Origin of the sequence: Falsiroseomonas oryziterrae (assembly GCF_021864505.1) — a bacterium.
GTDB lineage: Bacteria > Pseudomonadota > Alphaproteobacteria > Acetobacterales > Acetobacteraceae > Falsiroseomonas > Falsiroseomonas oryziterrae.
The window spans coordinates 12,096-34,732 of record NZ_JAKJIB010000007.1; the positions used below are offsets into that span (position 1 = coordinate 12,096).

22 protein-coding genes are annotated in these 22,637 nt (G+C 71.2%); 13 read left to right on the forward strand and 9 right to left on the reverse strand.

What is annotated here, in order from left to right; genetic code table 11:
* Positions 1 to 2 precede the first annotated feature (2 nt).
* On the forward strand, positions 3 to 2,336 hold the full coding sequence (locus L2I40_RS01625) for a xanthine dehydrogenase family protein molybdopterin-binding subunit (protein WP_237213109.1): 2,334 nt from the start codon (positions 3 to 5) through the stop codon (positions 2,334 to 2,336).
* 33 nt (positions 2,337 to 2,369) lie between these two features.
* Here the strand turns inward: L2I40_RS01625 and L2I40_RS01630 are convergent, their stop codons facing one another.
* Positions 2,370 to 2,936 carry a fasciclin domain-containing protein gene (locus L2I40_RS01630; RefSeq protein ID WP_237213110.1) on the reverse strand — a complete coding sequence of 189 codons (567 nt, stop codon included), beginning with the start codon at positions 2,934 to 2,936 and terminating at the stop codon, positions 2,370 to 2,372.
* A 201-nt stretch (positions 2,937 to 3,137) separates the two neighbouring features.
* Between L2I40_RS01630 and L2I40_RS01635 the strand changes: the two genes are divergently transcribed.
* Complete coding sequence (locus L2I40_RS01635; RefSeq protein WP_237213111.1) at positions 3,138 to 3,845, forward strand: RraA family protein; 708 nt, start codon at positions 3,138 to 3,140, stop codon at positions 3,843 to 3,845.
* On the forward strand, positions 3,842 to 4,282 hold the full coding sequence (locus L2I40_RS01640; RefSeq protein WP_237213112.1) for an acyl-CoA thioesterase: 441 nt from the start codon (positions 3,842 to 3,844) through the stop codon (positions 4,280 to 4,282). The genes L2I40_RS01635 and L2I40_RS01640 overlap by 4 nt, the downstream gene beginning before the upstream one ends.
* Positions 4,283 to 4,320: 38 nt before the next feature.
* Here L2I40_RS01640 and L2I40_RS01645 read toward each other — a convergent pair whose 3' ends face one another.
* The 7 genes from L2I40_RS01645 to L2I40_RS01675 all read right to left on the reverse strand — a co-directional run bounded on the left by L2I40_RS01645 (position 4,321) and on the right by L2I40_RS01675 (position 11,690).
* Positions 4,321 to 5,211, reverse strand: a complete 891-nt coding sequence (locus L2I40_RS01645; protein WP_237213113.1) for a DMT family transporter — start codon at positions 5,209 to 5,211, stop codon at positions 4,321 to 4,323.
* Positions 5,208 to 6,683: a tripartite tricarboxylate transporter permease gene (locus tag L2I40_RS01650; RefSeq protein WP_237213114.1), complete on the reverse strand. Its 1,476-nt coding sequence runs from the start codon at positions 6,681 to 6,683 to the stop codon at positions 5,208 to 5,210. The genes L2I40_RS01645 and L2I40_RS01650 overlap by 4 nt, the downstream gene beginning before the upstream one ends.
* Position 6,684: 1 nt before the next feature.
* Complete coding sequence (locus L2I40_RS01655; protein WP_237213115.1) at positions 6,685 to 7,119, reverse strand: tripartite tricarboxylate transporter TctB family protein; 435 nt, start codon at positions 7,117 to 7,119, stop codon at positions 6,685 to 6,687.
* A 1-nt stretch (position 7,120) separates the two neighbouring features.
* The gene (locus L2I40_RS01660; RefSeq protein ID WP_237213116.1) at positions 7,121 to 8,119 is read right to left on the reverse strand and encodes a Bug family tripartite tricarboxylate transporter substrate binding protein; all 999 of its coding nucleotides are present in this window, start codon (positions 8,117 to 8,119) and stop codon (positions 7,121 to 7,123) included.
* Positions 8,120 to 8,209: 90 nt separating this feature from the next.
* On the reverse strand, positions 8,210 to 8,704 hold the full coding sequence (locus L2I40_RS01665) for a GlcG/HbpS family heme-binding protein (protein WP_237213117.1): 495 nt from the start codon (positions 8,702 to 8,704) through the stop codon (positions 8,210 to 8,212).
* 53 nt (positions 8,705 to 8,757) lie between these two features.
* Positions 8,758 to 10,371 (reverse strand): amidohydrolase, encoded by a 1,614-nt coding sequence (locus L2I40_RS01670; protein WP_237213118.1) that lies wholly within the window; start codon positions 10,369 to 10,371, stop codon positions 8,758 to 8,760.
* Entirely contained in the window at positions 10,368 to 11,690 is a 1,323-nt protein-coding gene (locus tag L2I40_RS01675; RefSeq protein ID WP_237213119.1) for an NAD(P)/FAD-dependent oxidoreductase, read from the reverse strand. The genes L2I40_RS01670 and L2I40_RS01675 overlap by 4 nt, the downstream gene beginning before the upstream one ends.
* 120 nt (positions 11,691 to 11,810) lie before the next feature.
* Here L2I40_RS01675 and L2I40_RS01680 point away from each other — a divergent pair, with 120 nt between their 5' ends.
* From L2I40_RS01680 to L2I40_RS01705, 6 genes are read left to right on the forward strand one after another with little or no spacing between them, the layout of a single operon-like run.
* On the forward strand, positions 11,811 to 12,920 hold the full coding sequence (locus tag L2I40_RS01680) for an extracellular solute-binding protein (RefSeq protein ID WP_237213120.1): 1,110 nt from the start codon (positions 11,811 to 11,813) through the stop codon (positions 12,918 to 12,920).
* Positions 12,921 to 12,959: 39 nt separating this feature from the next.
* Positions 12,960 to 13,907 carry a 2-hydroxyacid dehydrogenase gene (locus L2I40_RS01685; RefSeq protein WP_237213121.1) on the forward strand — a complete coding sequence of 316 codons (948 nt, stop codon included), beginning with the start codon at positions 12,960 to 12,962 and terminating at the stop codon, positions 13,905 to 13,907.
* Positions 13,907 to 14,677, forward strand: coding sequence for a class II aldolase/adducin family protein (locus L2I40_RS01690; protein ID WP_237213122.1), 771 nt, complete (start codon positions 13,907 to 13,909; stop codon positions 14,675 to 14,677). Before L2I40_RS01685 ends, L2I40_RS01690 begins: the two co-directional genes overlap by 1 nt.
* The gene (locus L2I40_RS01695) at positions 14,677 to 15,777 is read left to right on the forward strand and encodes an ABC transporter ATP-binding protein (RefSeq protein ID WP_237213123.1); all 1,101 of its coding nucleotides are present in this window, start codon (positions 14,677 to 14,679) and stop codon (positions 15,775 to 15,777) included. The genes L2I40_RS01690 and L2I40_RS01695 overlap by 1 nt, the downstream gene beginning before the upstream one ends.
* Positions 15,777 to 16,622, forward strand: a complete 846-nt coding sequence (locus L2I40_RS01700) for an ABC transporter permease (protein ID WP_237213124.1) — start codon at positions 15,777 to 15,779, stop codon at positions 16,620 to 16,622. The genes L2I40_RS01695 and L2I40_RS01700 overlap by 1 nt, the downstream gene beginning before the upstream one ends.
* Position 16,623: 1 nt before the next feature.
* Positions 16,624 to 17,415, forward strand: coding sequence for an ABC transporter permease (locus L2I40_RS01705; protein ID WP_237213125.1), 792 nt, complete (start codon positions 16,624 to 16,626; stop codon positions 17,413 to 17,415).
* 17 nt (positions 17,416 to 17,432) lie between these two features.
* Here the strand turns inward: L2I40_RS01705 and L2I40_RS01710 are convergent, their stop codons facing one another.
* Positions 17,433 to 17,972 (reverse strand): GNAT family N-acetyltransferase, encoded by a 540-nt coding sequence (locus tag L2I40_RS01710; protein WP_237213126.1) that lies wholly within the window; start codon positions 17,970 to 17,972, stop codon positions 17,433 to 17,435.
* Between the two features lie 104 nt (positions 17,973 to 18,076).
* On the opposite strand from L2I40_RS01710, the gene L2I40_RS01715 reads away from it, so the two are divergent.
* From L2I40_RS01715 to L2I40_RS01730, 4 genes are all read left to right on the forward strand, one after another.
* Positions 18,077 to 19,087, forward strand: coding sequence for a dimethylarginine dimethylaminohydrolase family protein (locus L2I40_RS01715; protein ID WP_237213127.1), 1,011 nt, complete (start codon positions 18,077 to 18,079; stop codon positions 19,085 to 19,087).
* Positions 19,088 to 19,198: 111 nt separating this feature from the next.
* Positions 19,199 to 20,824, forward strand: coding sequence for an amidohydrolase (locus L2I40_RS01720; protein WP_237213128.1), 1,626 nt, complete (start codon positions 19,199 to 19,201; stop codon positions 20,822 to 20,824).
* Positions 20,824 to 21,765, forward strand: coding sequence for an ABC transporter permease (locus tag L2I40_RS01725; protein WP_237213129.1), 942 nt, complete (start codon positions 20,824 to 20,826; stop codon positions 21,763 to 21,765). The genes L2I40_RS01720 and L2I40_RS01725 overlap by 1 nt, the downstream gene beginning before the upstream one ends.
* Positions 21,762 to 22,625: an ABC transporter permease gene (locus L2I40_RS01730; protein ID WP_237213130.1), complete on the forward strand. Its 864-nt coding sequence runs from the start codon at positions 21,762 to 21,764 to the stop codon at positions 22,623 to 22,625. Before L2I40_RS01725 ends, L2I40_RS01730 begins: the two co-directional genes overlap by 4 nt.
* The last annotated feature ends 12 nt before the right edge of the window (positions 22,626 to 22,637 follow it).

Below are 22,637 nucleotides of genomic sequence, written 5' to 3' on the forward strand. Positions count from 1 at the left end.
GCATGGGATACCACGGCGACCAGTTCGGCATCGGCCAGCCCGTCCGGCGGAAGGAGGACGTGCGCTTCCTCACCGGCAGCGGCCGCTACACCGACGACATCGACATGCCGGGGCAGGCGCATCTCGCCATCCTCCGCTCGCCCCACGCGCATGCCCGCATCGTGGCGCTGAACGTGGAGCCGGCGCGCGCCGCGCCGGGCGTGCTGCTGGTGCTGACCGGGCATGACGCGGATGCCGACGGCATCGGGCTCTTCCCCGTGCAGATCGAGGTGCCCGCGCGCGCCGGCACGCCGAAGCTCTACGGCCCGCCGCGGCGCATCCTGCAGACGGATGCCGTGCGCTACGTCGGCGACCCCGTCGTCGCCATCGTCGCCGAGACGCGCAGCCAGGCCGAGGATGCGCTGGAGCTCGTCGAGGTCGAGTATGAGATGCTGCCCGCCGCCACCTCGACCGGCAGCGCGCTCGACCCCGCCACGCCGGTGATCTGGCCGGAGCGTGGCTCGAATCTCTGTGTCGAATGGTCGAACGGGCGCGAGGAGATGACGGACGCCGCCTTCGCCAAGGCAGCCCATGTCGCCCGCATCGAGCTCGTGCAGAACCGCGTCGTCGGCAACCCGATGGAGCCGCGCGTCGCGATCGGCGCCTGGAACGCGGCGGAGCAGCGCTACGAGCTGACCAGCCCGACGCAGGGCGTGTTCCGCGTGCGCGATCCGATGGCGCGCGACATCCTCAAGGTGCCGCCCGAGAAGCTGCGCGTGGTCTCGCCCGACACTGGCGGCGGGTTCGGGCTGCGCAGCAAGTGCTTCGTGGAATCCGGGATGGTGCTCTGGGCCGCCCGCAGGCTCGGCCGCCCGGTGAAGTGGCGCTCGGGCCGCAGCGAGACGATGGTCGCCGACCCGCATGGCCGCGATCACGTCACGCGGGGGGAGATGGCCTTCGACGCGAACGGCAAGGCGCTCGGTCTTCGGGTGCGGACGCTGGCCGCCGTCGGCGCCTATCTCTCCGATTTCGGCCCGCGCATCCCGACCGTCGCCGGCGCGCGCGTGGCCGGCACCGTCTATGACCTGCAGGCCGTGGACATGCGGGTCGGCTGCGTCTTCACCAACACCGTGCCGACCGATGCCTATCGCGGCGCGGGGCGGCCGGAGATCGCCTATACGATCGAGCGCCTGCTCGACCTCGGCGCGGCGCATTTCGGCGTGGGCAAGGACGAGATCCGGCGGCGCAACTACGTCCGGCCCGACCAGATCCCCTACACCAACTGCGTCGGCAATGTTCTGGACAGCGGCGACTTCGGCGGCACGCAGGCCATGGCGCTGAAGCTGGCCGACTGGGACGGCTTCGCGGCACGGCGCGCGCAGTCTGCCGCGCGCGGGAAGCTTCGCGGCATCGGCCTCGGCTACTTCGTGGAAGCGTCGGGCGGCGCCCCGCAGGAATGGGCGCGGCTCGCCATGCAAGCGGATGGGCGCGCACGGCTTTCGGTCGGCACCTTCAGCCATGGCCAGGGCCACGAGACCGCCTTCGCGCAGATCGTGCACAGCCGGCTCGGCATTCCCTTCGACGCGGTGGAACTCGTGCAGGGCGACAGCCTCGTGATCGAGACCGGCGGCGGCACCGGCGGGTCGCGGTCCTCCCAGATGGGCGGCGTCGCGACGCTGCGCGCCTCCGACGCGGTGGTCGCGAAGGCGAAGCGCATCGCCGCGCATCTGCTGGAAGCGGCGGTGGCCGATGTCGAGCTCGAGGGCGGGCGCTTCCGCATCGCCGGCACCGACCTGTCGGTCGCCTGGCCGCAGGTCATAGCCGCGGCGAACGACCCTGCCCGCCTGCCGGAGGGCGAGGCGCCGGGTCTTGACGAGAAGGTCCTCTACAAGCGCGACACCGAGTGCAACTTCCCCAATGGCTGCCATGTCGCCGAGGTCGAGATCGACCCGGACACCGGCGCGCTGGAGGTGGTGCGCTACACGGCCGTGGATGATGTCGGCAACGTGATCAACCCGATGCTCGTCCACGGCCAGTCGCATGGCGGCATCGCGCAGGGCTTCGGCCAGGCGGTGCTGGAGGAGGCGCGCTACGACCCGGAGAGCGGCCAGCTGCTCAGCGCCACCTTCATGGACTACGCCATGCCGCGCGCGGCGGACCTGCCGGAGCTGACGGTGGACTTCAACGTCGTGCCGACGCCGGTGAACGAGCTCGGCGTGAAGGGCGCGGGGGAGGGCGGGGCCTGCGGCGCGCCGCCGGCGATCGTCAGCGCGGCCTGCGATGCGCTCGGCGTCGGCCACATCGACATGCCGCTGACGCCAGAGCGGATCTGGCGCGTGCTGCAACGCGCCGGGTGAGGTCGGCGCCGGCCCTGGCCGGCGCCGGACGCCTCAGGTGCCGGGCAGGATCGGCGCCGAGGTGACGTGATAGACGCCGTCGCTGGCGAGCACGTCGCCGCGCGTGATGGTCACGCTGCGGCCCGCGGGCGCGCCCTCGCGCACCACGGTCGCCGTGCGTGCGCCGGTGGGCGTCACCTGGATGCGGCCGCGGTCCCAGGTCACCACGCGGCCCTGCCGCGGCGGCAGGTCGGCGAAGCGCAGCAGGCCGAAGGCGGCGTTGGCGTTGACCAGCGCGGCGGCGCGGGCGCGCTGTTCCGGCGTTGGGTTCGAGGGCGGGCTGTCGAGCAACGCGCGGAGATCGGCCGGCAGCGCGTTCAGGGACTCGTTCGTCGGCACGAAGAGCGTCACCGCGCCGGCCTGCCGGTTCAGGCGGCTGGTCTGGCCGCTGAGCACGAGGGCATTGGCGAAGCGGCTATGCTCCGGCTTGTCGCGCAGGAGGGTCAAGAGGTCGATCGTGCCGTCCTCGGTCAGGACGCGGGGCTGCTGGCAGGCGCTGAGGAGCAGCAGGCCACCGGCGCCGAGCGCAAGGCGACGCGAGAGGAGACGGCGCGAGTCCACGGGCGGATCCTTCCTGTCGGGCGCCGGCGAGTCGGCCCGGCCGGCCGGCGCATACGGCCTGGGTTGGTAGCCGCAGCCCAGGGCCGCGTCCAGGGCCGGGCGGGGTGCCTTACGCGGCGGGTCGCCCCGGTTTGACGCGCCTTCGGGCGCGGCGGATGCTCTCCCCGGACGGAACGCCCAGGGACGAGACAAGGACGCGCCATGGCTGAGCATCCCTTCACGGCCGAAGACCTGGACCTGCTCCGGCAATGGGACACGCCGACCATCTGCAATGCGCTCGAACTGGTGGTCCCGCAGCGTCGCGGCCATGGCTTCACCGTGCGGCCGCTGGTGGCGGCCGATCCCGGCCTGCCGCCCATCTGCGGCCTCGCGCGCACCGGAGCGATCCGCGCCGCCGCGCCCTCGGGCCGCGCGAAGGAACAGGATCGCGCCCTGCGGCTCGGCTGGTACGACTATGTCGCTGCGGCCTCGCTGCCGACCGTCGTCGTGCTGCAGGATCTCGACGACACGCCGGGCGTCGGCGCCTTCTGGGGGGAGGTGCATTCGGCCGTCCACAAGGCGCTCGGCGCGCAGGGCGTCGTCACCAACGGCGCGATCCGCGACCTCGACATGCTGGCCCCCGGCTTCCAGCTGCTCGCCGGCGCGGTCAATCCCTCGCACGCCTATGTGCATGTCGTTGCCTACGGGCAGGAGGTGACGGTGCACGGCATGCATGTGGCGCATGAGGACGTGATCCACGCGGACCGCCATGGCGCCGTCGTCATTCCGCACGACGCGGTGCGGAAGATCCCGGCCGCGATCGAGCTCGGCGCGCGGCGCGAGAAGGTGATCCTCGACCTCTGCAAGGATCCGTCCTTCAGCGTCGCGAAGCTGCGCGAGGCGATCGCGCGGGCGGACGAGATCCATTGAGGGCTGCCGCCCTGTGTCGCGTGCGGCCGGAGTGGGTCGACCACTACGGCCACATGAACCTGGCCTACTACCTGGTCGCCTTCGACCTCGCGACCGACGCGCTCTGGCCCTCGCTCAACCTCGGGGACGGATTCCGCGCCCGCGGGCTGGGGACCTTCGCCGTCGAATCCTGGCAGGGCTACGTGCGCGAGGTGGTGCTTGACGCGCCGCTGTCCGCCGAAAGCGCCGTGCTCGCCTTCGACGCGAAGCGCCTGCTGCTGCGCCACCGCCTGTTCCATGCCGAGGAAGGCTGGCTGAGCGCCGAGAACGAGGTGCTGTTCCTCTGCGTCGATCTCGAAACTCGCCGTGTGGCGCCCTGGCCGGAGGATGTGCTGGCCGCCTTCGCCGCGGCGCGGGTCGAGGAAGCGCCGAAGCGCCTCGCGCTCAAGCGCGGCTGAAAGGGATTTCGTTCAAGCGCGGCTGAGAGGGATCTCGCTCAGGCGCGGCTGACGGCTGGCCGGTTCACCACCCAGATCCCCGCTCCGATCAGCGCGAGCGAGGCAAGCAGCGCCCAGGTGACCGTCTCGCCGAGCACAAGCGCACCGGCCACCACCGCGAAGACGGGCGTCAGGAACAGGAAGGGCGCGAGCGCCGAGGCCTTGTGGCGCGCCACCAGCCAGAACCAAGCGGCGTAGGAGGCGAAGGCGACGATCACCGCCTGGAACAGCAGCGCGCCCCAGACCAGCGGCGTCGGCGCGAAGACGCCGCGCTCGCCGAGGACGAGGCCGATCGGCAGCAGCAGGCCCGCCGCGCCGATCTGGAACAGCAGCGTGCGCTCGGCGGCGATGCGGGTCAGCCGCGTCGCCTTGATCGCGACGATGGTCGCGCCCCAGAAGACGCCGGCGAGGAGCGCGAGCAGGTCGCCGCGCAGCGTCGCATCCAGCGGCGCGCCGAGCCGGTCGGCGAAGGCGACGAGAAGCCCGGCGAAGGCCAACAGCAGCCCGGCCAGCTTGCGCCGGTCGAGCGCATCGCCCGGCACCAGCCAATGCGCGCCGAGCACCGCCCAGAAGGGCGCGGTGTAGAGCAGCACCGTGCTGCGCGCGGCGGTGGTCAGCGCCAGCGCCTCGTAGAGCACCCAGAACTCGGCCGCGAACAGACCGCCCGCGAGCATCCCGGGCCAGAAGCTGCCGTCGCGGACAAACACCGCGACCCCGCGCCACCAGCACCAGGCGAGCAGCAGCGGCACGGCGATGACCGAGCGGAGCCCCGCCTGCACCAGCGGCGAGATCCCCTCGAGCCCGAGCTTCACCGCGATCTGCCCGAGCCCCCAGGTGGCGCAGAGCAGGATCAGCAGCGCGGCGGCGGAGGCAGGAAGCGCCCCCGTCACGCCCGGCGCCGCAGGAAGGGGAAGACCAGCGCCGCGAGGGTGCAGGTCCAGAGCAGCAGCGAGGGGACCGAGGCGAACAGCGCCATCACGTCGCCGTCGGAGAGCGAAAGGGCGCGCCGCAGGTTGTCCTCCAGCAGCCGGCCGAGCACGAAGCCGAGGATGATCGGCACCAGCGGCACGTCGAGCTTGCGAAGGACATAGCCGAGCACGCCGAACCCAGTCGCCAGCAGCAGGTCGAAAGGCGAATTCGACACGGCATAGACGCCGGCGAAGGAGAGCGCGATCACCCCCGGATAGAGTACCCAGGGCGGCACCGTCAGCAGCCGCGCGAAGATCCCGACCAGCGGCAGGTTGAGCACCAGCAGCATGACGTTGCCGACATACATGCTGGCGATCAGGCCCCAGGCGACTTCCGGCCGCTGCGTGAAGAGCAGCGGACCCGGCGTGATCGAATACATCAGCAGCGCGCCGAGCAGCACGGCGGTGGTGCCGGAGCCCGGGATGCCGAGCGAGAGCATCGGCACCAGATTGCCGATCTGCGCCGCGTTGTCGGCCGTCTCGGGCGAGGCGACGCCGCGCAGGTCGCCCTTGCCGAAGGTGCCCTGCTTGTCGGCGATGCGCTTTTCCGTCGTGTAGGACAGCGCCGCGGCGACCGAGGCGCCCGCGCCGGGCAGAACGCCCACGACGAAGCCGATGCCGGTGGCGCGGAACATCGCCGGGATGCAGGCGACGAGTTCGCGGAAGGAGAGGTGGGCGCCGTGGCCGAGGCTGGCGGCGCTCGCGCGCATCTGCCGCTCGAGCAGCAGCAGTACCTCGCCGATCGCGAAGAGGCCGATGGCGAGCACGGTGAAGTCCACGCCGCCCAGCAATTCGATCGAGCCGAAGGTCAGCCGCTCCACGCCGGTGCCGGAATCGATGCCGACCAGGGCGAGCAGGATGCCGAAGCAGCCCGCGGCCCAGGCCTTGGCGGCGTTGCCGGGTGCGACGGCGCCGAGCAGCGAGAGCGCGAAGACGATCAGCGCGACGTAGTCGGCCGGGGAGAAGCCCACCGCGATCCGCGCAAGCGGCACCGAGAGGAAGGTCATCAGCACGACGGAAAGCGTCGCGCCGACGAAGCTCCCGATGCCCGAGACCGCGAGCGCCGCCGCGCCGCGTCCCTGCTTCGCGAGCGGATGACCATCGAGCGTGGTGATCGCCGCTGCCGGCTCGCCCGGCATGTTGAGCAGGATCGCGGTGATCCGACCGCCATAGCCGCTGCCGTAGTAGACGGCAGCGAGCAGAATTAGCGCGCTTTCGGCCGGCAGCTTCAACGCGAAGCAGAAGGGCAGCAGCAGCGCGATGGCGTTCATCGGCCCGATGCCGGGCAGCACGCCGATCGCCGTCCCGATCAGGCAGCCGAGGAAGGCCAGCGCCAGGTTGGTGGGTGTGAGGGCGACGGCGAAGCCGCCCATCAGGGCCGCGATGGCGTCCATCTCAGAACCCCAGCGGGCCTTTCGGCAGCGGCAGGTCCAGCACCGGATCGAGCAGCGCCCAGAGCGCCGGCGCGGTCACCACCGCTGTCGCCGCAGCCTGCAGCGGCGACGCGGAGAAGGCGAGCGCGATGACGAGGCAGAGCGCGGCGGTTGCCAGGATGAAGCCGAGCGGGCCGAGCAGCAGCGCATAGCCTGCCATCGCGGCCACGGCGGCGAGCCCCGGCAAGATGCGCTCGGCCTTCTCCCAGATCAGCCCCTGGCGGAACAGCAGCAAGACCCCGCAGCCGCCCATGGCCAGCGCGACCGCGATCGGGAAGGCCTTCGGGCCGACCGGGTCGGCCGCGAAGGTCACCTCCAGCGAAAGCGCGTGCCAGACGACGAGCGCCGCCAGCGCGACCAGCGCGAGGCCCAGCAGCCGGTCCGCCTGGTCGCGCACCTCAGTTCTGCTGCTGGATCACGCCGACCTCGCGCGCGAGCGCCCGGTACTCGGCGGTGCGGCGCTTCGCGAGCTCCTCGAATTCGCGACCCACCATGTTGAACTCGAACAGGCCGGCGCCGTCGCGGATCGCCGGCCAGCCGGGATGCGCGTGCAGCCGGCGGAGCGCATCGACCCAGTGGTTGTAGGCCGCATCGGGCGCGCCGGGCGGGATGTAGAAGCCGCGCACGATGGTCCAGTCGGCGTCCACGCCCTGCTCGCGCGCGGTCGGGATGCTGGCGAAGGGCCCCGGCAGGCGGTTCGGCGCCAGCACGGCGAGCAGCCGGATCTCGTTCGCCTCGAGCTGCCCGCGCACCTCGGTCGCGTCGCCCGGGAAGACCTGGATGTGGCCGCCGAGCAGCGCCGCCATGGCCTGGCCGCCGCCCTCGAAGGGCACGTAGCGCAGCCGGCGCGGATCCACCCCGGCGCCGCGCGCGATGAGGGCCGCCTTGGTCCAGTCCTGGCTGCCCACCGCGCCGCCCGCGCCCATCGGCACGCTGGCGGGATCCTGGCGGATCGCTGCGATGAGGTCGGCCAGCGTCTGGAAGCGGCTGTCGCGTCGCACCGCGATCACGCCGAAATCCGCGCCGATGGCGCCGAGCCAGCGCACGTCGTTCTCGCCCCACCGCCCGAAGCGGCCCTGCGCCATGTTGACCCAGGAGCCGGTGGAGACGGCGACGATCACGTTCGGATCGCTGCGGCGCTGGGCGTTGATGTGGTTGATGGCGACCGCGCCGATCCCGCCCGGCATGTTCTGCGTGCGGATGGCCGGGCCGATGATACCGAGCTCGTTCAGCGCCCGCGCGGCCGTGCGGCAGGTGAGGTCGAAGCCGCCGCCGGGTGCCGCAGGCGCGATGCATTCTGGGTTTTGCAGCGCGAAGCCCTGGGCGTGCGCGAAGCCCGGCAGCAGGGCGGCGCCCGCGCCGGCAGCGGCAGTGGCGAGCAGGTGGCGACGAAGCATGTTTCTTCTCCTCCCGGGCGGGCCCTCGGCGCCCGCGCAGGCCGCGGTGATCCCACCGCGAACCTTTGCAGGCAAGACGGTCTGGGGGCGTCAGTTCAGCCGGTCGCGGAACCGGCCGATGGCGGCATTCGCGCATTCCTCGTCGATCACGCCGCTCGGCGCGCCGCCGATGCCGATGGCGCCGACCACCTCCTCGCCCGCCCGGATCGGCACGCCGCCGCCAAGCACGAGGAAGCCCGGAATGTTGGGGAGGGTCGCGGCGGCGGGATTGCCCTGCGCGGCGGCGAGCATGCCCGTGGTGGGATTGCGGGCCGAGGCCGAGGTGTAGGCCTTGGCGCGGCTGGCCTCCACCGTGTGCGGCCCGGCGCCGTCTGCGCGCACCATCGCCTTCACGATCCCATGGCGATCCACCACGGTCGCGGTCACGCGGAAATTGCGCTCGGCGCAGGCCGCAACGGCGGCCGAGGCGATCTCGACCGCGAGGGCGGAAGAGATGCTGCGCTCCGAGATCACGCCCTGCGTCTGTCCGGCAGCGGGAAGGGCGAGGGTGGCGAGAACGGCCAACGAGAGCAGGCGGTGCGACATACCGGTTTCCTCCGTCGCCCCGTCAGGCCGGCGGGGCGTTGCGGTGCCGACTGTCACATACGGTGCCGCACGACGCCACCCACCACAGTCGCCGCCACCTGCGTCTCCGCGATCGCAGCCGGGTCGCCTTCCAGCACATCCCGGTCCAGGACGATCAGGTCGGCGAGCTTGCCGATCTCCAGCGAGCCCTTCTCGCGTTCCTCCCGCTGCGCCCAGGCGCCGAGCCAGGTGTAGGCGCGCACCGCCTCGCGCGGCGTCACCGCCTCCCGCGCATCGAGGTCGGCGCGGGTCGTGGTCCGGCGCGTCACCATCGCGGCGATCGCCGTCCAGGGCGAGACGCGGCAGACCGCGAAGTCGGAATGGCCCGGTGCGGGCACGCCGGCATCGATCAGGCTGCGATGCGGCCACATCCAGCGCATCGCCTCCTGCCCGCGGTTGGCGACATAGGCCTCACCCAGCTCGTCCATGAAGCCGGTGGCGGAGCTGTCCACGAAGCCGCCGCGCTTCAGGCGCTCCAGGATCGGCGGCGTCACGTAGCAGCAATGCTCGACGCGCATCCGGTGGTCGGCGACGGGATGCGCGGCGAGTGCGGCCTCCATCACGTCGAGCGCGAAGTCGATACCGCGGTCGCCGACACCCTCGATCATCACCTGCAGCCCCGCCGCATGCGCCGCCGTCGCCCGCTGCGTCAGGTCGTCCTTGTCGTAGAGCAGCATGCCGGTGTTCGGCACCGGCTCGCCCGGGACCGGCGTGCCGACATAGGGATCCCAATAGGCGGCGGTGCGGCCCGAGGTGGAGCAGTCCGGGCACCATTCCACGCCGATGACCCGGAGAAATTCATCGCCGAAGCCGGAGCGGATGCCGGCGCCGATCAGATGCGGGATGAGAGGCTCGTCGCGGCCCGAGGCGATGATGCCCATGCGCATCCGCCAGCGCCCGTCGTCCTTCATGCGCTGATAGGCGCGGATCGCCTTGGTGGGCGTCAGCGAATTGGCGACGGAGGTGATGCCGGCTGCCAGGCACTGGTCCTGCACGAGTTCCATGCCGTCGGCGATGTCCGCTTCGGAATCCTGCCCGTGGATGGCATTGAGGAAGATATGCGCCGCCGTTTCGCGCACGAGGCCGGTCAGCGACCCGTCGAGCTTGTCGAAACGGCCGAAGGCAGGGTCGGGTGTCGTCGCATCGATGCTGCAGGCCGCGAAGGCCGCGCGATTGGCGAGGCCCAAATGCCCGTCGGTGCGCAGGATGAAGATCGGCCGCCCGCCGCTCGCGGCGTCCAGCTCGTCGAGCGTCGGATAGCCGCCCGACTGGCGTTCGTTCAGCCGGTAGAAGGCACCCCAGCGTCCGGGCGCCAGCTCCGCGCAGCGCCGCCAGATGATGGACAGCAACTCGTCGCGAGTCCGCACCCGGTCGGGCGAGACGAGCGTCCAGGCGCGCAAGCGGATTGCGTAGGCATCCGGGTGCGCGTGGCTGTCCACGATGCCCGGCAGCACGCGGCGTCCTTCGGCCTGCAGCACCATAGTGCCGCGACCGATCAGATGGCGGACGTCGTCATCCGTGCCGAGCGCCACGATGCGCCCGTTCAGCGCGGCGAGCGCGCTGCACTCCGTGCCGGCCGCGTCCATCGTCGCGATGCGGCCGCCGAGCAGGACGAAATCGGCGTTCATGCGGCCATCCTGTCGAGCCGGTCGCGCAGCCTGTACCAGGTCCCGACGATCGGCAGAAACCACGGGTTTCCGCTGTAGGTCGGGCGCGTGGGGAAGGGCAGGCCGTCCAGCGCGAAGCGTTCGTTCGCCGCGCCGGCGATCTTCAGCGCGGCGTTGTGGCCGAGCCAGGTTGCCATTGCGACGCCGCTGCCCTGGCAGCCGGCGGCGTAGTGCACGCCGTCCTGCACGCCGATATGCGGCAGCCCGTCGAAGGTGAAGGCCACCGCGCCGGTCCAGGCATGGGTGATCCGCACGTCCTTCAACTCCGGGAAGGTCTCGACCATCGTCGCGTGCAGCGTCGGCGCGGATTGCTCTGCCGTCGCCTTGCGGAAGCTGGCGCGCCCGCCCCACAGCACGCGCTTCCCGTCCGGCGAGGGGCGGAAATAGTTCAGCACGCGCTTGCTGTCGCTGATCATGCGCCGGCCCGGGAACAGCCGGTCCATCAGATCCTGCGGCAGTTCCTCCGTCGCGATGATGTACGAATTGAGCGGTACCAACCGGCGCGCGAGCCAGGGACTCGCCGTGCCGCGCGGATCGAGCGAATAGCCGTTGGTCGCGACCAGCACGGCATCCGCCGCCATCTCGCCCTTGTCGGTGAGGAGGCGGAAGCCGGACCCGACCTGCGCAATGCCGCGCACCCGCACGCCATCGACCAGCACGGCGCCGGCGCGCTCCGCCGCCGCCGCCAGGCCGCGCGCATACTTGCCCGGATGCAGGCTGCCCGTCGCCGCGGCGGCCATGCCGCCATGGTAGTGGTCGCTGCCGAGGAATTCCCGCTGCCGCGTCTTGGGGATCATCTCGGTCGGCAGGCCGGTGACCTCGGCGATCCAGTCGGCTTTCTTCGCCATCGCGTCGTGATGCGCCGGCGTCCAGGCGCCGACATAGCGGCCGCAGCGGAGGTAGTCGCACTCGATCCCCTCGCGCGCGATCGTCTCCTCGATGAAGGGGAAGCTCGCCGCGCAGGCCAGCGCGATGCGCTTCGCCTCCTCCTGCCCATGCGACTTGGCGAGCGTGGTGTTCGCGACCTTCAGCCCGCCCGACACCATGCCGCCGTTGCGCGAGGAGGCGCCCCAGCCGATCCGCTCCGCATCCAGCACGACCGCCTGGTGGCCGAGGCGCCGCAGCGTCAGGGCGGCCGACAACCCGGCATAGCCGCCGCCGACGATGGCGACCGCGGCGCGGTCGGGCAGGGGGGTGTCGCGGTCCGGCGGCTCGGCTGCCTCCCACCACCAGGGACGCTCCTGGAAGCCAGGGGCGAAGGGAAACGGAAGAGAGGTCATTGCCGCCGCGCGCGTCCCGCGTTTCACTGTCGGGAGAGGTTCCCGCCGGCGGCTGCCGCGATCAAGGGGACCCGCCCGGGAGACACGCCGCCCCAAGGGGTTCACCAGAGGGAGACGGAGATGCAGAGCTTCCAGCAGGACTGCGTTGCGCTGGCCTTCGAGAAGTTCCGCCGGGGCGAGGTCAGCCGCCGCGGGCTCATGGCCGGTCTCGCCGCGCTCGGCGTCGGCGCCGGGCTGTCGCCAGGAGAGGCTGCCGCACAGGGGCGCCAGCTCGTCATGGTCAACTGGGGCGGCATCGCCAACGAAGGCTTCGGCCGCTTCTACGGCGAGCCCTTCATGGCGGCGAACCAGGGCGTTCGCGTCGTGCAGGACAGCACCGGGCCGTCCGCCGGGCGCATCCGTTCGATGGTCGAGAGCGGGCGCGTCACCTGGGACCTCTGCGACAGCTCCGCCTCCTCCTCCCAGTTGCTCGGGCGGCAGAACCTGGCGACGCGGATCGACTACAACATCGTCAACCGCAACGACGTGATCGGCCCGGGCTTCGCGCTGGAATTCGGTGCGGCGCCCTATTCCTTCAGCTCCGTGCTCGCCTATGACAGCGCGCGCTTCCCGAACGGCGCGCCGCAGAACTGGGCGGATTTCTTCGACCTGCGCCGCTTCCCGGGCACCCGCCTGCTGCGCCGCGACGCGCTGGCGACGCTCGACGCCGTGCAGATGGCGCTCGGCAAGGACCCGCGGAACCTCTACCCGCTCGATGTCCGCGCCTGCCTCGCCCGCATCCGCGAGGTGCGCCGCAACGCGGTGTTCTGGAACTCCGGCAGCGAGTCCGAGCAGTTCCTGCGCACCGGCGAGGCCGTGATGGGCCAGATCTGGCACACCCGTGCCAACGTCCTCCAGCGCGAGACCAACGGCCGCATCAAGTTCATCTGGAACCAGGGCCTGCTGCAGGCCGGCATCTTCGTCATCCCGCGCGGCAACCAGGGTGGCGAGCTGGCGCAGCGGCTGCTGGCCTCCATGCTGTCGCGGCCGGAGCCGCAGGTCGGCCTGCTGCAGTTCCTCGGCAACGGCCCGACCAACCCGCGCGCCGCGGCCCAGGTCCCGGCGGAGTTCCGCGCGGTGAACCCGACCGATCCGGAGAACGAACGCCAGCAGGTCGTGCTGAACGGCGTCTGGTGGGGCGAGAACTACCAGCAGGTCAACCAGGACTTCCTGGACGTCGTCACCGGCTGAGGGCATTAGCCCCCGCGAGAGACCCGAGCCGGAGACGACGTGGCCCGACCCATCCTGTTGGTGAAATCCGGCGGCGAGGCCGCGATGCCGGAATGGCAGGGGTTGTTCGCCGAAATGGCCCCAGGTGTCGAGGTGCGCTGGTGGGACGACCCCGCGGTGGATCCCGCCGCGGTGCGCTACGTGCTGGTGTGGGATCCGGAGCCGGGGCGGCTCGCGAAGCTGCCCAATCTCCGTGTGATCTTCGGCAGCGGCGCAGGTGTCGATTTTATTGCCTCCGACCCAGACCTGCCGCGCCACGTGCCGCTGGTGCGCATGGCGACGCCCGGGGCGGCGCAACGCATGGGCGAGTTCGTGACCTGGGCGGTTCTGTCGCTGCTGAAGGGCGCGCGGCGCATCGGCATCGCGCAGTCCGAGCGGCGCTGGGACTATTTCGAGCCGGAACTGACCGCGCCCGAGACCACCATCGGCATCATGGGCCTTGGCCACATGGGCGAGGCGGCCGCGCGCATGCTCCAGGGCATCGGCTTCCCCGTCATCGGCTGGTCGCGCACGCGGAAGGACCTTCCGGGCGTGCGGAGCTTCGTGGGCGAGGCGGAGCGCGACGCCTTCCTGGCCGCGACGCGCATCCTGGTCTGCCTGCTGCCGGCGACGCCGGAGACGCGGCACATCCTCGCCGCCCCGCTGCTCGGCCGCCTGCCGATGGGCGCGGGGCTGATCAATGTCGGGCGCGGCAGCCAGCAGAGGGTCGAGGACATCCTGGCGGCGCTCGACAGCGGCCGGCTCTCCGGTGCGGTGCTCGACGTGTTCGAGCAGGAGCCCCTGCCGGCCGACCACCCGGCCTGGGCTCATCCGAAGCTGCTCGTCACCCCGCATCTCGCGAGCCTGCCGCCGCGCAGCGAGCGGGCCGCCCATGTCGCGCGTCTCATCGCCGCGCATGAGCGGGGCGAGGCGCTGCCCAACACCTACGACCATAGCCGGGGCTATTGATGCCGCTCCCGCCGCCGCCTGTCCGGCCCGATCCGACCCACGTTCCGACCGAGCGCGAGCTGCGCGAGGATCTCGCCGCCGCCTACCGCCTGCTCGCGCTGCACGGCATGACCGACCTGGTCTTCACGCATCTCTCGGTGCGCGTCCCCGGCGAGGGGCATCGGTTCCTGGTCAACCCCTACGGCCTGCTCTTCGAGGAGATCACCGCGAGCAGCCTGGTCGTGGTGGATGCCGAAGGCGAGCCTAAGCAGGCGACCTCCTGGCCCGTGAACCCGGCGGGCTTCGTCATCCATTCCGCGGTCCATATGGGCCGGGCGGATGCGCAGTGCGTGATGCACACGCACACCCTCGCCGGCATGGCGGTCGCGGCGCAGGAAGGCGGGCTGCTGCCGCTCAACCAGATGATGATGGAGTTCGAAGGCCGCGTCGCGATCCATGACTACGAAGGCGTCGCGGCCGACGACAACCTCTCGGAGCGCGAGCGGATCGTCCGCGACCTCGGCGACAAGCCCTGCCTGATCCTGCGCCATCACGGGCTGCTGACGGTGGGCGCGACCGTCGCCGAGGCCTTCTATTGGATGTGGTATCTGGAGCAGGCCTGCCGGATCCAGCTCGCGGCGCAATCCTCCGGCGCGAAACTGGCGATCCCCTCGCACGAGGTCGTGCTGCGGACCCGGGCGCAGTTCAGCACGGGCCCGACCAAGGGCTGGCTGCCCTGGCAGGCCTTGCGTCGCAAGCTCGACCGCGAGCAGCCGGGATATCGCGACTGATGTCCTCGGCCGGCCACGCCCCGTCGCTGCAGGGCCTCTCCAAGCACTACGGCAGCTTCCGCGCTGTGGACGACGTCTCGCTCTCGGTGGAGCGCGGCCAGTTCCTGACGCTGCTCGGCCCCTCGGGCAGCGGCAAGACGACGATCCTAATGTGCGTCGCGGGATTCGTCGCGCCCACCTCCGGCGCCATCCTGCTCGACGGCCGCGACATCACCGCCTTGCCGCCCGAACGGCGCGACTTCGGCATGGTCTTCCAGGGCTACGCGCTGTTCCCGCACATGACGGTGGCGGAGAACGTCGCCTTCCCGCTGCGCGTCCGCAAGCTCCCGACGGCCGAGCGCGACGCGAAGGTCCGCGCCGCGCTCGACCTCGTCCAGCTGGAGCGCTTCGCGGACCGCCGTCCCTCCCAGCTGTCGGGCGGCCAGCAGCAACGCGTGGCGCTGGCCCGCGCGCTGGTCTTCGACCCGGCGCTGCTGCTGCTCGACGAGCCGCTCTCCGCCCTCGACAAGAAGCTGCGCGCCGAGCTGCAGGAGGAGTTGCGCGCGCTGCACCGCCGCGTCGGCCGTACCTTCATCAACGTCACGCATGACCAGGAGGAGGCGCTGTCCATGTCGGACCGCGTCGCCATCCTGAACCACGGGAAGCTGGTGCAGGAAGGCGCGCCCGCCGCGTTGTACGAGCGCCCGCGTACCCGCTTCGTCGCCGACTTCCTCGGCAAGTCGAACTTCCTGACCGGCACGGTCCGCGAAGCGCATCCGGGCGGCTTCGCCATCGCGGTCGGTGCGACGCGCGTGGTGCAGGCGCTCGACCCCGCCGCGCCCCGCCCGGCGCTCGGGACGCCCGCGCTTCTCTCGCTGCGCCCCGAGAAGATCGCGCTGCTGGCCGAGGGCGAGGCGGCGGACAATGTGGTGGAGGGGCGGATCCTCTCCTGGGCCTATCTCGGCGCCGGCTTCGCCCTGTCGGTCGCGACGCCGGACCTCGGCGTGCTGCGCGTCACGCTGCCGGCCTGGGGCGCGCCGATCGCTCCGGTGGAGAGGCTTCCCGTCCGCCTCGGCTGGAGCGCCGCGGCCAGCGTCCCGGTCGAGGAGGACGCCGCCTGATGGCGATGGCGGCGCAGCGGCAGGGCGGGTGGTGGCTGCTGATCCTCCCGGCCTTCCTGCTGATGACCGCCTTCTACGTCACGCCGATCCTGCAGGTCCTGGCGATCTCCTTCACCGAGCCGCAGCCCGGCCTGCAGAACTACGAACGGCTCTTCACCAGCGAATCCGTCCAGCGCGTCATCGTCACGACGCTGCGCATCTGCACCATCACGACGGTGCTCGCGCTGCTGCTGGGCTATGTCCTGTCCTACAAGATCGCGCTGGCGGATGAGCGGGCGCGGCGCTGGTGGATCCTCGCCGTGCTCGTCCCGCTCTGGATCAGCGTGCTGGTGCGCGCCTTCGCCTGGGTGACGCTGCTGCGCCGGCAGGGCCTGGTGAACGAGACGCTGATGGGCGCCGGCCTGATCCAGGAACCGCTGGCGCTGGTCTGGAACGAGTTCGGCATCATCGTCGGCATGGTCCACTACATGGTGCCCTATGCCGTGCTGCCGATGCTGGCCTCGATGCGCGAGATCGACCCGCGGCTGCTGGCCGCCGCGCGCGGCCTCGGCGCCCCGCGCGGGACGGTCTTCTTCCGCGTCTTCCTGCCGCTCTCGCTGCCCGGCCTGATCGCGGCCGGCGTGCTGGTCTTCATCTTCTCGCTCGGCTTCTACATCACCCCGGCGATCCTCGGCGGCGGCAAGACGCTGATGGTGGCGGAGTGGATCGGGCTGCAGATCCTCGACCTGATCCGCTGGGGGCTCGGCACCATGATGGCGACCATGCTGGTGGTCACCATCCTCGTCACCCTCGCCATCTTCTCGCGGGTGGTGAACCTCCGCCGCGTCTTCGGCAGCGGCGCCTGAGATGGACGGCGCGCACCGGCCCGGCCGCTTCGCCACGGTCTCCGCCTGGACCGTCGCGATCTACCTGGTGCTGCCCATCACCATCATCCTGCCGGTCTCGATGACCGACCAGCGCTTCCTCTCGCTGCCGAAGGAGGCGCTGTCGCTGCGCCACTACGCCACGGTGCTGGGCTCCGCCGAATGGCTCGGCTCCATCGTGCAGAGCTTCTGGATCGCGCTTGCCTCCACCCTGCTCGCCGTCGTCGCGGGCACGCTCTGCGCCATCGGCTGCTGGCGCATCTCGCGTCGCTCCACCGACCTCATCCGAGGGCTGATGCTGCTGCCGATCATCATCCCCTCGATCGTCTACGCCGTCGGCCTCTATCGCTACTTCGCGCGCCTCGGGCTGCTCGACAGCTTCCTGGGCGTCGTGATCGCGCACGGCGTGACCGGCATACCCTATGTCGTGATCACGGTTGCCACCGCGCTCGCCGCCTTCGACCCACGGCTCGAGCAGGCGGCGCGCGGAATGGGGGCCTCGCTCGGCCAGACCCTGCGCTGGGTGATCCTGCCGCGCATCGCGCCGGGCATCGCCTCCGGCGCGATCTTCGCCTTCATCCATTCCTGGGACGAGCTGGTGATCGTGCTGTTCATCGCGAGCCGCGACGTCTTCACCCTGCCGCGCCGGATCTGGGACGGCATCAACGAGAACCTGGACCCCGCCATGGCGGCCGTCGCGGTCCTGCTCGTCGTCTTCACCGTGCTGCTGCTGCTGCTCGACATGGCGCTGCGGCGGCGGCGCGACGCGGCGTGACGAGCGTGCGGAGCGCCTCAGCCCGGCGCCGCCGCGCGCAGGCGCCGGCACATGCGCTGGACCGGGAACTCCAGGCAGCCGCCGAACAGCAGGACGTGATCCGACAGCCGCGCATAGCCCGCCGCGGCATAGAAAGGCGCGCAGGAGAGTGCGGCAAGCAGGTCGGCCACCTCGGCGCCGACATCGCGCAACTCGGCCTCGACGGCACCGAGCAGGCGGCGCGCCACGCCCTGCCGTGCTGCCGCCGGATCGACATAGATGCCGCGCACCATGCCGCATGTCCCGTCGAGCGGCTCGAGCCGGTCCCGGAGCAGCCTGGTGTAGCTCGGCGCGCGCATCGTCCAGCCGGCGCTGCCGACAATGCGCCCGTCGAGCTCCGCCACCAGGTAGGTCCCGTGCAGGATCAGCCGGGCATCCATGGTGCCCATCTCGGCGACCGCCGCCTCCAGCAGGGCAGCCGAGTAATGCGCCTCGCCGAAGCTGCGAAGGCTGCGGCGCTGCATGGCGAGGAGCTCCTCGAGGTCCTCGCAGCTCGCGCGCCGGATCATGGGCTTCATCGGGTGTTCCACGACGATCTGTGTAGACCCGGCTCGTTTCACCCCGATGTCGCCGCCCGGCGCTGTTCCGTGTCGTCCGTTTCACCAGGATCGGGAGGTTCCGCATGTCCCGCGCGATGAGCGAATTCGACCACCGTTACAACATGCTGATCGAGCGCTTCGCCTCCGTCCCCGAGCCCGCCTTCGAGGTGCCGAGCGAGCAGGCGCAGGTCTGGGGCCGGAACTGGGGCTGCAACTCCGACATCGGCCGGCTGCGCGTCGTGCTGATGCACCGGCCGGGCGAGGAGATGGACGTCGTCGGGAAGCTGCCATTGATCCCGGAGCTCGGCGCCTATGGCGACCCCGAGAGCGGCGCCTATTGGCGCGGCGACGTGCGCCCGACGCTCGCCGAGCAGCAGGCGCAGCACGATGCGCTGGCCGCCGCGCTGCGCGAGGAGGGGGTGGAGGTGGTCTACCTCAACCGCTGCGCGCCGGGCCGGCACAAGTCGATCTACACTCGCGACAGTTCCTTCGCCGTGCAGGGCGGCGCCATCGTGACGCGGATGGGCCCGAAGATCCGCCGCGGCGAGGAAGCGCCGGTGACCGAGACGCTCGCCGCGCTCGGCATGCCGATCCTCCGCACCATCCACGGCACCGGGCTGATGGAAGGCGGCAGCTTCGCCTGGATCCGCCCTGATCTCGCCGTCGTCGGCGTCTCCTCCCGGGTGAACGAGGAAGGGGCGAGGCAGGTGGAGGAGGTGCTGAAGGTGCAGGGCGCACGCCTGATCCGCGTGCAGATACCGGGGTATCGCCTGCACATCGACGGCGCCTTCGTCATGGTCCACCACGACACCGCCATCGTGAATCCCTCCACGCTGCCCTTCGTCTTCATGGAGGAGCTGAAGCGGGAAGGGGTGAAGCTGATCCCGGTGAACCACGAGGACCCGTCCTGGGCCATCAACTGCCTCGCCGTCGCGCCCGGCCGCGTGCTGATGAGCGACCAGGTGAGCCCCCGCACGGCCGACGCGCTCGACCGCGCCGGCGTCTCGGTGCGGATCGTGCCCTATGACAAGGTCGGGCTGGGTGGCGGTGGCATCCATTGCTCGACCTGCCCGCTGGTGCGCGACCCGATCTGAGGGTCTGCCCAAGCGCGAGGCAGCCCCGGGGCGCACGGGATGCCGCGCCGTTCGCGCCGGGTTGACGCGATCCGGCACGCCGCCGACAGTCGCGCTGTCCGGGACCATCCGATGCAGCAGGACCTCATCCTCCAGGGCGGCCGTGTGTTCCGCGGCCTGCACGCCGGCTTCGCGGAGGCCGTGGCGATCCGCGGTGACCGCGTGCTGGCCGTGGGCAGCCTGGAGGAAGTCGCAGCCGCCGCACCCGATGCGCGCCGGATTGCGCTGGATGGGCGGGTCGCGATCCCGGCTTTCAACGAAGCGCATATGCACCTGCTGCCCTATGGCCTCGCCCTGGCGCAGGTGAACCTCCGCGCCGAGGAGGTGCGGAGCCTCGACGAGCTTCTCGCGCGCATCCGCACGGCCGCGCGCTCCGCGCCGAAGGGCGCCTGGGTGCTCGGCCGCGGCTACGACCATGCCGAGCTCGACATCGGCCGCCATCCGACCGCGGCGGAGCTGGATGCCGCGGCACCCGACAACCCGGTCTTCATCGTGCGCACCTGCGGCCACATGGGCGTCGCCAATACCGCCGCGCTGAAGGTCGCGGGCGTCGGCCACAACACGCCCGATCCCGAAGGCGGCGTGATCGAGCGCCGTGGCGGCGTGCTGACCGGCCTGTTCCAGGAACGCGCCATGCGGCTGGTGAAGGACGCCATCCCGGCGCCCGATCTGGCGACACTGGTGGACGCCATCGAGCGCGCAGGGAAGCACCTTGCCACCTACGGCTTCGCCAGTGCCACCGACATGAATGTTGGCATGATCGCCGACATGGCGGAGGTCGAGGCCTATCAGGCCGCGCATCGCAGCGGCCGCCTGCCGCTGCGCATGTGGCAGGTGCTGGCCGGCAACCCCGAAGGCATCGCGCAGCAGGCCTGGGAAGCCGGTATGCGCCCCATGGATGGCGACGACATGCTGCGCTGGGGGGCGGTGAAGGTCTTCGCCGACGGCTCCGCCGGCGGGCTCACCGCCGCCTTCTTCGATCCCTACCTGGCCAGCGCCGGCGGCGGCACCGGCGTCTTCACCTTCCCCGATGAGAAGATCCACGCGCTGCTGAAGCTCTACCACGAGCAGGGCTGGCAGCTCGACATCCACGCCATCGGCGACGCGGCGATCGAGCAGGTGCTGTCCGGCATGGAAGCCGCCGACAGCAGCGCGCATCCTTTCACGGGGCGGCGCCACCGGATCGAGCATTGCGGCTTCGTGACCCCCGGCCAGCGCCGCCGCATGAAGGCCCGCGGCATCCTGCCGGTGCCGCAGCCGGTCTTCATGTACGAGTTCGGCGACCTCTACATCCGCAATCTCGGCCGCGCGCGCACCGAGAACGCCTATCCGATGCGCACTTGGCTCGAGGAGGGGCACCATCCCGCAGCCAGCTCCGACTGCCCGGTCTCGACGGTCGATCCCTTCGTCAACCTCTTCACCATGCTCACTCGCAAGACCAACCGCGGCACGGTCATGGGTCCGGAGGAGACGCTGACGGCCGAGCAGGCCGTGCACTGCCAGACCTGGTGCGGCGCCTACACCCAGTTCGCCGAGGATCGGCGCGGCACGCTGGAGCCCGGCATGCTCGCCGACATCGCCGTGCTGTCGCGCGACATCTTCGCCGCCGAGCCGGAGCAGATCCTGCACGAGACGCGCTGCGATCTGACGCTGCGCGGCGGCGAGCCGATCTTCGACCGCCACGGGACGCTCGCCTGATGCTGCGCCACGCCGCCGAACGCCTGCTGATGGCGGTGCCGGTCATGTTCGGCGTGCTGCTGGTCGGCTTCCTGCTGATGCAGGTGGTGCCGACCGACCCCGCCATCGTCCGCGCCGGCCCGACCGCGAGCGCCGAGGTGATCGAGGCGATCCGCCGCGATCTCGGGCTCGACCAGCCTCTCTACGTTCAATTCGGTCTCTACATCTGGCGCCTGGCGCAGGGCGATCTCGGCGTCTCCATCATCAACAACGTGCCCGTTAGCCAGGAGCTGGCGAACACCATCGGGCCGACGCTCGAGTTGATGGCGGCCAGCCTGATCTGGTCCATCCCGCTCGGTATCCTGATGGGCACCGTTGCGGCCTATTGGCGCGGCTCGCTGCTGGATCGCGTCGTGATGGCGATCAGCGTCGCCGGCGTCTCGGTGCCGGTCTTCTTCCTCGGCCTCGTGCTGATCTGGTTCGTCGGCTTCAAGTGGCAGCTGCTGCCCTTCACCGGACGCGGCGGCCCGCTCTGGACGCTCGAGGGACTGCGGGCCATCGCGCTGCCGGCGATCACGCTCGGCGGCGTCTTCGTCGGGCCGGTCGCGCGCATGACGCGCACCGCCGTCCTCGACGTGCTCGGCGCCGAGCATGTCCGCACCGCGCGCGCCAAGGGCCTGACGGAGCGCGCGGTCGTGCTGCACCACGCGCTGCGCAACGCGCTGATCCCGGTGGTGACGCTGATCGGCCTGCAGATCGGCTTCCTGCTCGGCGGCGCCGTGGTGACGGAGACGGTGTTCTCCTGGCCCGGCATCGGCCGGCTGGCCGTCGGCGCCATCACGTCGAGCGACCTGCCGATGGCGCAGGGGACGATCATCGTCCTCTCGCTGGGCTTCATCATCGTGAACCTCGTCGTGGACCTGCTCTACGGCGTGCTCGATCCGCGGGTGCGGGCGGCATGAGCGCGACGACGGCCGAGACCGCTGTCCCCACGCGCCCCTCGGCGCTGCGCCTCCTGCTGCGCGAGCCTGCCGCGGCGGCGTCCCTCGCCATAGTTGCCCTCGCGGTCCTCTGCGCCGTCTTTGCGCCTTGGCTCGCGCCGCACGACCCCTACGAGACCAACCTCGTCGCCATCATGCAGCCGCCCGGTGGGGACTATCTGCTGGGCACGGACGGGCAGGGCCGCGACATGCTTTCGCGCATGCTCTACGGGCTGCGCGTGACGCTCGGCATGGGGGCGCTGTCGCTCGCCTTCGGCGGCGTGCTCGGCGTGCTGATCGGCTTCGCGGCCGCCTACTACCGCCGGGTCGACAACCTGCTGATGCGCCTGATGGACATTCTGCTGTCCTTCCCTGCGATCCTCTTCGGCTTGGCCATCGCGGCGATCTTCGGCCCCGGCATCCCCTCCGTCGTCCTGGCGCTTGCCGTCGCGACCGTCCCGCTAATGGCCCGCATTGCGCGCAGTGCGGCGATCACCGTCCTCGGCCTCGACTACATCGAGGCGGCGCGGGCCCAGGGCATGGGCGATGCGCGGCTGATCTGGAAGCACCTCGCACCGAACTGCCTCTCTCCGATCCTGGTCTTCGCCACGCTGCGCTTCGGCCAGGTGATCCTGCTCGGATCCGCGCTCTCCTTCCTCGGCCTCGGCGCGCAGCCGCCGGTCGCGGAACTCGGCGCCATGGCCTCCCAGGGGCGCACCTTCCTCTTCTTCGCGCCGCACATCTCCGTGCTGCCCTGCCTCGTCATCTTCGTGGTCGTGCTGGCCTTCAACGTGCTCGGGGACGCGCTGCGCGACGCGCTCGACCCGCGGCTCCGCATCTGAACAGAACCGGGA